Raw genomic sequence first — 8,910 nt, forward strand, 5'->3', positions numbered from 1 at the left:
AATCCTACGAGAGCGACAATGAATATTCCAGACTGAATTAAATCCGAATATGTAATATACATTGTTATCGCCCTCCTTTCTGTCATTGGTATGACGAGATGCTGGAGGGGAAGCCCTCCAAAAGTAGGGGGCAGGCCGCCTTTCATATGCTCTGACTTTCCATAATTTTAGTTTATCATAATTATAATGTGAGATCAATAAAAAACACATCTAAACTGTGCAAATGATACTTTCGAAAATGCACAAACTATGCACGTCATTGATTTGGCGGTCATTGATTCGGCATCAATTTCCCCAAATCCTCCATCATTCTCCCCAAATCCCGTTCCACCACCTCATACACCAGCACATCCGGCTTATTTTCATTCAAAAATTCCGGCTCGAATGCCTGCCAGTGATAGAAATCGGTATGCGCGAAGTATTTCGGCAGTCCTGCCAGCAGGGCAGTGCCGAAGGAGTCGCGGTAGATCGTGATGCGTCGCGGGTCGGGCGTCTGGTCTGCTGAGATGTGGGCGATGTTGCCATCGTCGGTGGCACTGTCGTAGTGGATGGTTACATTGTTTCGGTAACCGGATACATCTGCTTTGGTATCGTCGCACATGGATTCTGGCATGTGGAACAGGTTTGCCAGATCGCCCGGATCGCGCGGCTCATAGGTGACAGTGACGTTTTCGATCGGCGTGTAGGTGCCGCCAGCGGCATCGATGATCTGCCCGGAGACGAGAAATCCGGCAGCATCGTTCCAGTGGGTGTCGGTTTTGAAATACCACTGATAGTCCCGGCGGTTTTTGAGCTCCGTGTATGGATTGACAACTGGGACATTTGTGTGTATTTCCAGATAATCGAGCAGTTCACTGCGGCGGGTAGGTCCGTCCGGTGCGGTGAAGCCATCCGGGAGGAATTCGCTGTATACGCCTTCTTTATTGGGAGCACACAGGAAGATAAATTCGGTGCCTTTTTCTTTCCAGGCGTCGTGGACGGTCTGGAGTTTGTCTGCCAGCATCTGGAGTTCCCCGGCGGAAAAACGGTTGGTGCCGAGGAAGTCCTCGACAGAGCTTCCGAGCGTGTAAAAGTACCAGCCATCTTTTCCGGTGATGACGTCCTGCGAGTCTCCGAACTGGAATAAGGAGAGGTTTAAGCGGGCGTTCAGGCTTAAGAAGCGGTTGCGGAACGCCGCATGGTCGTTGACCCAGTCCTCAACACCGGATGGAAAGGTATCGATGGTTTCCAGCGACAGAGTTGGAAATGCCGCCAGACTGCGGTTTTCGCCGGTGCCCTCATCGGCTGTGGTTTTCAGGATAGGAAACAGCAGGTTGGGGGAGAGGATGCAGGCGAAGAAGACTGCGATCATGATATGAGTGCGTTTCATAGGATAAAGTCCTCAATTCATAAATTTTTATTCATTTCTTGAATTTTCCGTAGTGTTTATGGTTTCATTGATAGCATTTTCGGAAGATTCGCCGTTTACCTCTTTTTGAATAGTAGCTTCTTCCGGTATATTTGTTTTTTTCAGTTCATCGCCCTTTTTCGGCTTTTCAGCCGCTTCGGAAGCATCGGTTTCTTCTATTATTCCTGCGTCCTCAACCGCCTTCTCCGTCGTTTTCTCCACCAAATCAAACGCCACCTGCGCCTTAAACAGATCCCCATCGATATACAAACTAAACTGCCCGTTCTGCAGTTCCGTCAGATCTTTGGCGATCGATAGTCCCAGTCCGCTTCCCTCGGTGGTGCGGGCGACGTCGCCGCGCACGAAACGTTCGGTCAGCTCGTCAGCACGGATGTTGAGCGGATTGGCAGATATATTTTTGATGGTGAAGACTGCCTGGCCAGCAGTACCGGTTTCTGGATTTCCGGGAACGCGGGCGAGGTCTACGTAGACGCGGCTGCCCTCCATCGCATATTTGCAGACGTTGTTGTACAGGTTTTCAAGCACGCGCCACAGGCGGCGTCCATCGGCGCGGATCATCAGCGGTTTCCGCGGGGCATTGATGATGAGCTGCAGATGTCTGGCATCCAGTTTTTCTTCAAATTCGCCGTTGGTCTGAAATGCCATCTGGACGAGGTCAATGTCGGTAAATTCGAGCTTCACATTGCCGGAGCTTGCCTTGGATGCCTCGACGAGGTCTTCAATCAGTGTTTTGAGACGCTGTGATTTCTGGTCGAGCACATCAAGATAGGCGTTGATCCGCACATCTTCAATATGTTCCCGTTTCATTAGATTTACATAATTTATAATCGAGGTCAACGGCGTTTTGATGTCGTGTGAGACGTTGGTAATCAGGTTGGTTTTGAGGCGTTCGCTCTTCATTTTCTCCTGAAGGGCGGTTTCAAGACCGGAACTGATGTTGTTGAGTCCCTCTGCCAGCGTGAGCTCCGGTCCGTCAAATTCATCGAGGTTGAGCTGGTAGCTGGTTTCTCCGGTGGATAGCTGCTGGACGGCGTCGCGGATGGATTCCTGTTCGATTGCCTGCCGGAACAGTATGTAAAAGATCCACAGGTTAAACAGCAGAAATACCAGCACAGTCAGACCTGTCAGCAGGTAAACAACGTATAAACTTGCATACACGCGGTCCCAGAAATACCAGGCAAGGCTGATAAGCGCTGTGTTGATTGCAAGATAGAGAACAAATCCGATGCCGAGACGGCTGCGGAAGTTCTGGCGTGTTTTGAGGATCGCCATTTTTTTCTGGAACCGGCAGATCAGGCTGGAGGTCCACAGGGTACCGGCGCGGTAGCGGCGCAGGAGGCTGAAAAAGAGCAGCAGTCCGCCCAGATACAGGACCAGCGCCTGCAGGCTGTGATCGGAGAAGTACCAATACTGCGATGGAATGACCAGATGCAGGATGCGGACGAGAATCAGGTCGCTTACAACCAGGGCGATCGCGGTCATGGCGGCAAAAAAGATGATGCCGGTTTCGGTGCCGCTCTTGTCGAAGCCGTGCAGTGTCACGTCGAAGCTGCGGTAACTCTGGTAGCCGGACACCCGGAACAGAAACAGGAAGCTCAAAAGCAGTCCGATCGTTGCGAAGATCGTCAGTGCAAATCCGGTCAGATACAGGTGCTGCCGGTGCAGGTATGCGGTATGCGCCCGCGCGTAAAGGTCAGTGACTGGATAATTTGTATCGATTCCGACCAGCAGATAATAGTCGCTGCCGGTGTACGGGTTATTGGATGCCAGTGCGGAAATGCTGCTGAGCGGGATCGCTTTCATGTTGGTATCGTAGAAAACGGAATTGCCCGGCAGATACGCGTAGCGCCCGTATTCCTTGACATTTTCCGGCGTCAGGGAATCGGTGTTTGTAAACTGGGTTGTTTCGTTCTGATCCGAATCCGGCTCCGTGTACTGGATTTTAAAATGCAGGTTGGACGGATTGGCGACGAAACGGTTATACACTGTGTAATAACGATGCAGTGTGTCCATGATCTCGACCGCCGCGTCCTCCAATGTGCTGCGCTTTTGGCTGGCAGAACGGTAGCTGTAGATCCGCTGCGGCTCCTGAACCGACCATTCGACGTAGCCTTCGCGGCTCTTGACGCCGTCTTCCGGTTCGGAAAGCTTCTGGCAGTTAAAGTCGTCGTCGAGCTGGTACCCCATGGATTCCAGATAGGAAATCAGGGAGGACAGGGAGAAATTTTCGGTCTCGCTTGGTCCAAAGGTCATTTTGAGCATCCGGCGCGAGAGGTCAATCGAGCTGTCGGCGCCGAAGACGTCCTGATAGTCCATATATAGGAAGATATCGTTCAGATCGCTATTAAATTGTGTGTTAAATTCCGCGGTGTCCTCATAAGGAACCGAGCCAATGCCGGTCAGCCCCAGACCGAAATTTCCGTGAATATACATGAGGCAGATACCAGTCAGCCCCAGAATCAGGAAAAACAGATGCGCGAGGCTGGCGATCCATTTCTGGATCTGCATCGGAATATGAGAGAGTTTTGTCATAAATTTTGCAACTCCTAACTTCTGTTAGATGGATGATTCACATTTTTACTGCTTCTCAATTTTATATCCAACACCCCAGACAACCTTCAGATAGCGCGGCTCTCTCGGGTTAATTTCGATCTTTTCGCGGATATGGCGGATATGAACCGCAACTGTATTGTCCGCGCCGATCGCCTCCTCATTCCAGATCGCCTCGTAGATCTGGTCGATGGAGAAGACTTTTCCGGCGTTTTTAACGAGCAGAAGCAGGATGTTGTACTCGATCGGTGTCAGCTTGATGAGTTCGCCGTCCACGGTTACTTCCTTATTTTCATCGTTGATCTGCAGGCCGCCGCATTTGAATACGTGGTTGCCCATCTGATTGTTCATATTTCCCAGCTGCGTGTAGCGGCGGAGCTGCGATTTCACGCGGGCGACCAGTTCCAGCGGGTTGAATGGCTTCGTGATATAATCATCCGCCCCGATATTTAAGCCCAGAATCTTGTCCGCATCCTCAGACTTTGCGGAAAGAATAATGATCGGGATGCTGCTGGTCTCACGCACCTTCAGCGTCGTCCGGATCCCGTCTAACCCCGGCATCATAACGTCCAGAATCATCAAATTCACGGTGTGCGTTTTCAAAAGCTCCAGTGCCTCTGCGCCGTCATACGCCTTGATAACCTCAAATCCCTCACCGGTTAAGTATATGTCAATCGCTTCTACGATCTGTTTATCATCGTCACATACAAGAATACTCTGCATAGCAACTCCTCCTTTTAATAGGGTAATATATAGATAATATAGTATACAAATTTCTGTATAGATACAATAAAGATACCTATGTCTTATAATTATACAACGAAAAAGAAAACCGCGGTATCCTTATTTTTATGTATTTCAAGTGAGTTATATTTCAGGTGAATGAGCGTCCCCAATCTGTAGGAAACATCACTCGCGCCGGCACTTGGCGAGGTCTTTTCGAGCTTAGTGTCCGCTGCAGCGAGTGCAAGAGCGAGAGCGTTTTCCGGAAGATTGGGGACGCTCATTTACCGTCCGGGTCACGACTTTTTGGCAGGTCGACGCGTCTATATTTACAAGTTACCCTTGACAAACCCCACATTCTCCGCTACACTCTAAATTAATTTGAATATCAAACCATTTGAAATTAAAACTATCTTTTATAGAAGAAGCGGAGTTAAACGAGAAAATGACAGCTAGAATCATTGGAATTGGCGCGTATGCGCCGGAGCAGGTTGTGACGAATCAGGATTTGACGAAATTTCTTGATACAAATGATGCCTGGATCCGGGAACGGACGGGTATTGGAGCCAGACATGTCTCGACGAGCGAGGGAACCTCGGCGTTGGCGACAGAGGCGGCGAAGCGCGCGATCGCGGACGCGGGCATTTCTCCAGAGGAGATTGAGATCGTGATCGTGGCGACGTCTTCCCCGGATCGGGCGTTCCCGAGTGCGGCGGCGGATGTACAGGGAGCCATCGGGGCGAAACATGCGGTGGCGTTTGACATCACGGCGGCATGTTCCGGATTTATTTACGCCTTACATATTGTGCAGGGATTTATTCAGGCGGGCATCTATAAGACGGCGCTGATCATCGGCGCGGAGACACTGAGCAAGGTGTTAGACTGGACGGACCGCAGTTCCTGCATCCTGTTTGGCGATGGCGCGGGCGCGGCGGTTGTCCGGGCGGACGAGACGGGTGTGGTGAAGACGCTGGTCGGCAGCGACGGAACGAAGAACGACGTTCTGTACTGCCAGGCGAGAAGTCTTGAAAACTGCCTGACGGGCGGCAGACCGGAGCTTGGTTTTATGCAGATGGACGGTCAGGAAGTGTTCAAGTTTGCGGTTAAGAAAGTACCGGAGATTGTGAATGCGATTCTGGAGGAGACCGGAACGGACCGCGAGGCGGTACAGCATTATCTGCTGCATCAGGCGAATATCCGGATTCTGGAAGCGGCGTCGCGCCGTCTGAAGGTTCCGATGGACAAGATTCCGGTCAATATCGAGCGCTACGGCAATACGTCGGCGGCTTCGATTCCGATTCTCCTGGATGAAATGCACCGGGACGGACGCTTAAAACGCGGCGATACGCTGGTGATGGCAGGTTTTGGCGCGGGTCTTACCTGGGGCGCGGCATTGATGACCTGGTAGGTGCCTGGAGAGGCAAAAAAATATATAGCAAAACTAATGTACATTATCCCATTTTTTGATAAAATATAAGAACAGTGATTGCATTTTTGCGGTCACAAAAAGAAAATTCATTTAAAAAGGAGATTGAAACGATGTTAGAGAAAATGAAAGAAATTATTGCAGAGCAGCTGAGCGTAGACGCAGATTCCATTACCGAGGCTTCCTCTTTCAAGGATGATCTGGGTGCTGATTCTCTGGATCTGTTTGAGCTGGTTATGGCTCTGGAGGACGAGTACTCCGTAGAGATCCCGGCTGAGGATCTGCAGAACCTGGCAACTGTAGGCGATGTTATGAACTACTTAAAAGAAAAAGGTGTAGAGGCATAATGAAAACAAAGATCACAGAAATGTTGGGGATTGAATACCCGATTATTCAGGGCGGCATGGCATGGGTGGCAGAACATCATCTGGCAGCAGCCGTTTCTGAAGCTGGCGGTCTGGGCTTAATTGGCGGCGCCAATGCACCAGGTGAGGTTGTCCGCGAGGAGATCCGCAAGGCGAGAGAGCTGACAAAGAAGCCGTTTGGTGTCAATGTCATGCTGATGAGCCCGTATGCGGATGACGTGGCAAAGGTAGTTGTGGAAGAAGGCATCAAGGTCGTAACGACCGGCGCCGGTATTCCAGGCAAATACATGGGCATGTGGAAGGAAGCCGGCATTAAGGTAATTCCGGTTGTCGCTTCGGTTGCACAGGCACGTCTGATGGAGAAGAGCGGCGCAGATGCAGTCGTTGCAGAAGGCATGGAGTCCGGCGGACACATCGGCGAGGCGACGACGATGACACTTGTTCCGCAGGTAGTCGATGCGGTTTCGATTCCGGTGATTGCAGCCGGAGGTATCGCAGATGGACGCGGCATTGCGGCGGCATTTATGCTGGGTGCAGAGGCGGTCCAGATGGGAACCCGCTTCGTCGTATCGAAGGAATCTATCGTAAGCCAGGCTTACAAGGACAGAGTCATCAAGGCGAAAGACATTGATTCGACCGTAACCGGTATGAGTCACGGACATCCGATCCGCTGTCTTAGAAATAAGATGACGAGAGAGTATCTGAAGCTGGAAAAAGAGGGACGCCCGTTCGAGGAACTGGAGTATTTAACACTTGGAACGCTTCGGAAGGCAGTCATGGAAGGTGACGTGGACAACGGAACCGTGATGGCTGGACAGATTGCAGGTATGGTGAAGAAAGAGCAGACCTGCAAGGAAATGATTGAAGAAATGATGGCCCAGGCGGAGGCGCTTTTGGGCAGAAAGTAGAGAGTGAGTGTAACGCTATGAGCAAAATTGCATTTATTTTTCCGGGTCAGGGCGCACAGACCACTGGCATGGGACAGGATTTTTATCAGGAAACGGAAACGGGACGCGAGATGTTTGAGAAAGCAAGCGAGATCCTTGGGTTTTCAATGACCGATCTTTGCTTTGATCCGGCGCAGACGGACCGTCTGAATATCACGGAGTATACGCAGCCGGCGATGGTAACCGCCAGCCTTGCAATGATGCGTGTATTCATGGAACGTACCGGAATCCGCCCGGATGTGGCTGCGGGCCTGAGCCTGGGAGAGTATCCTGCAATGGCGGCTGCAGGCGTTATGTCTGACGAAGATGCCATCCGTACCGTGCGGCAGAGAGGTATCCTGATGCAGGGCGAAGTCCCGGTTGGTCAGGGCGCCATGTCTGCCGTACTGGCGATGGATGCAGAGAAGATTGAAGAGGTGATCGCGCCGATCGAGGGCGTGCAGATTGCCAACTATAACTGCCCGGGACAGATTGTTATCTCTGGTAAGACAGAGGCGGTTGCCGAGGCAGGAGAGAAATTGAAGGAAGCGGGCGCAAAACGCGTTCTTCCGTTAAAGGTAAGCGGACCGTTCCATTCCAAGATGTTAGTGGGAGCTGGCGAGAAGCTTGGAAAGGTACTCGATACCGTTGAGATCCATACGCCGGAGATTCCGTATATCGCGAATGTGACGGCAGATTATGTGACCGATGCAGCCGATGTAAAGCCGCTTCTGATGAAGCAGGTTTCTTCCTCCGTCCGCTGGGAGCAGACGATCCGGAAGATGTTAGCAGACGGTGTGGACACATTTATTGAGATCGGACCGGGTAAGACCCTGACTGGTTTCATGCGTAAAATCGACAAAAACGCGAAGGCGTTCAATATAGAGAAACTGGAAGATATCGACAAAGTAAAGGAGGCGCTTGGATGTTAAATGGAAAAGTAGCAGTTGTGACAGGTGCCAGCCGTGGCATTGGCCGTCAGATCGCTATTTCGATGGCGAAAGAGGGCGCTGTGGTGATCGTCAATTATAATGGCTCTGCGGCAAAAGCAGAGGATGTCGTAAAGGAAATTACCGAGGCGGGCGGACAGGCGGAAGCCGTTCAGTGCAATGTTTCGGATTACAGCGCGGCGGAGGTGTTCTTAAAGGACATTATCAGCCGCTATAAGAGAATTGATATTTTAGTCAACAACGCGGGCATTACCCGTGACAATCTTCTGATGAAGATGAGTGAGGAAGAGTTTGACGCCGTCATCGATACGAACTTAAAGGGCGCATTTAACTGCATTAAGCACGTATCCCGCCAGATGTTAAAGCAGAAGGGCGGACGCATCATCAATATTTCCTCTGTTTCCGGCGTGATGGGAAATGCGGGACAGGCAAATTACTGTGCGTCCAAGGCGGGTGTGATCGGACTGACCAAATCCGTGGCAAGGGAGATTGGAAGCCGTGGTATCACGGTCAACGCGATTGCACCGGGATTTATTGATACGGAAATGACCGCCGTTCTTCC

Annotated in this window: 8 protein-coding genes; 5 read left to right on the forward strand and 3 right to left on the reverse strand. The window is 51.1% G+C overall.

Annotated features, from left to right (window positions below; genetic code table 11):
• Positions 1–271 precede the first annotated feature (271 nt).
• From QVO97_RS11840 to QVO97_RS11850, 3 genes are read right to left on the reverse strand one after another with little or no spacing between them, the layout of a single operon-like run.
• Positions 272–1,369, reverse strand: coding sequence for an alginate O-acetyltransferase AlgX-related protein (locus QVO97_RS11840; RefSeq protein WP_022360529.1), 1,098 nt, complete (start codon positions 1,367–1,369; stop codon positions 272–274).
• A 27-nt stretch (positions 1,370–1,396) separates the two neighbouring features.
• A complete protein-coding gene (locus QVO97_RS11845; protein ID WP_022360530.1) occupies positions 1,397–3,940 on the reverse strand; it encodes a sensor histidine kinase in 2,544 nt (847 codons plus the stop codon).
• 45 nt (positions 3,941–3,985) lie between these two features.
• Positions 3,986–4,681 carry a response regulator transcription factor gene (locus tag QVO97_RS11850; protein WP_022360531.1) on the reverse strand — a complete coding sequence of 232 codons (696 nt, stop codon included), beginning with the start codon at positions 4,679–4,681 and terminating at the stop codon, positions 3,986–3,988.
• A gap of 445 nt (positions 4,682–5,126) precedes the next feature.
• Here QVO97_RS11850 and QVO97_RS11855 point away from each other — a divergent pair, with 445 nt between their 5' ends.
• The 5 genes from QVO97_RS11855 to QVO97_RS11875 all read left to right on the forward strand — a co-directional run.
• On the forward strand, positions 5,127–6,089 hold the full coding sequence (locus QVO97_RS11855) for a beta-ketoacyl-ACP synthase III (protein ID WP_022360532.1): 963 nt from the start codon (positions 5,127–5,129) through the stop codon (positions 6,087–6,089).
• 131 nt (positions 6,090–6,220) lie between these two features.
• The gene (gene acpP / locus QVO97_RS11860; RefSeq protein ID WP_022360533.1) at positions 6,221–6,454 is read left to right on the forward strand and encodes an acyl carrier protein; all 234 of its coding nucleotides are present in this window, start codon (positions 6,221–6,223) and stop codon (positions 6,452–6,454) included.
• Positions 6,454–7,380 carry an enoyl-[acyl-carrier-protein] reductase FabK gene (gene fabK, locus QVO97_RS11865; protein ID WP_022360534.1) on the forward strand — a complete coding sequence of 309 codons (927 nt, stop codon included), beginning with the start codon at positions 6,454–6,456 and terminating at the stop codon, positions 7,378–7,380. The genes acpP and fabK overlap by 1 nt, the downstream gene beginning before the upstream one ends.
• A gap of 17 nt (positions 7,381–7,397) precedes the next feature.
• A complete protein-coding gene (fabD, locus tag QVO97_RS11870) occupies positions 7,398–8,330 on the forward strand; it encodes an ACP S-malonyltransferase (protein WP_022360535.1) in 933 nt (310 codons plus the stop codon).
• On the forward strand, positions 8,324–8,910 hold a 587-nt coding region (locus QVO97_RS11875), incomplete at its 3' end, for a 3-oxoacyl-ACP reductase family protein (protein ID WP_288189757.1). The genes fabD and QVO97_RS11875, both read left to right, overlap by 7 nt.

It is taken from the genome of Clostridium sp. CAG:43 (assembly GCF_000434655.1).
In the GTDB taxonomy this organism is placed as follows: Bacteria; Bacillota; Clostridia; order Lachnospirales; family Lachnospiraceae; genus Otoolea; species Otoolea fessa.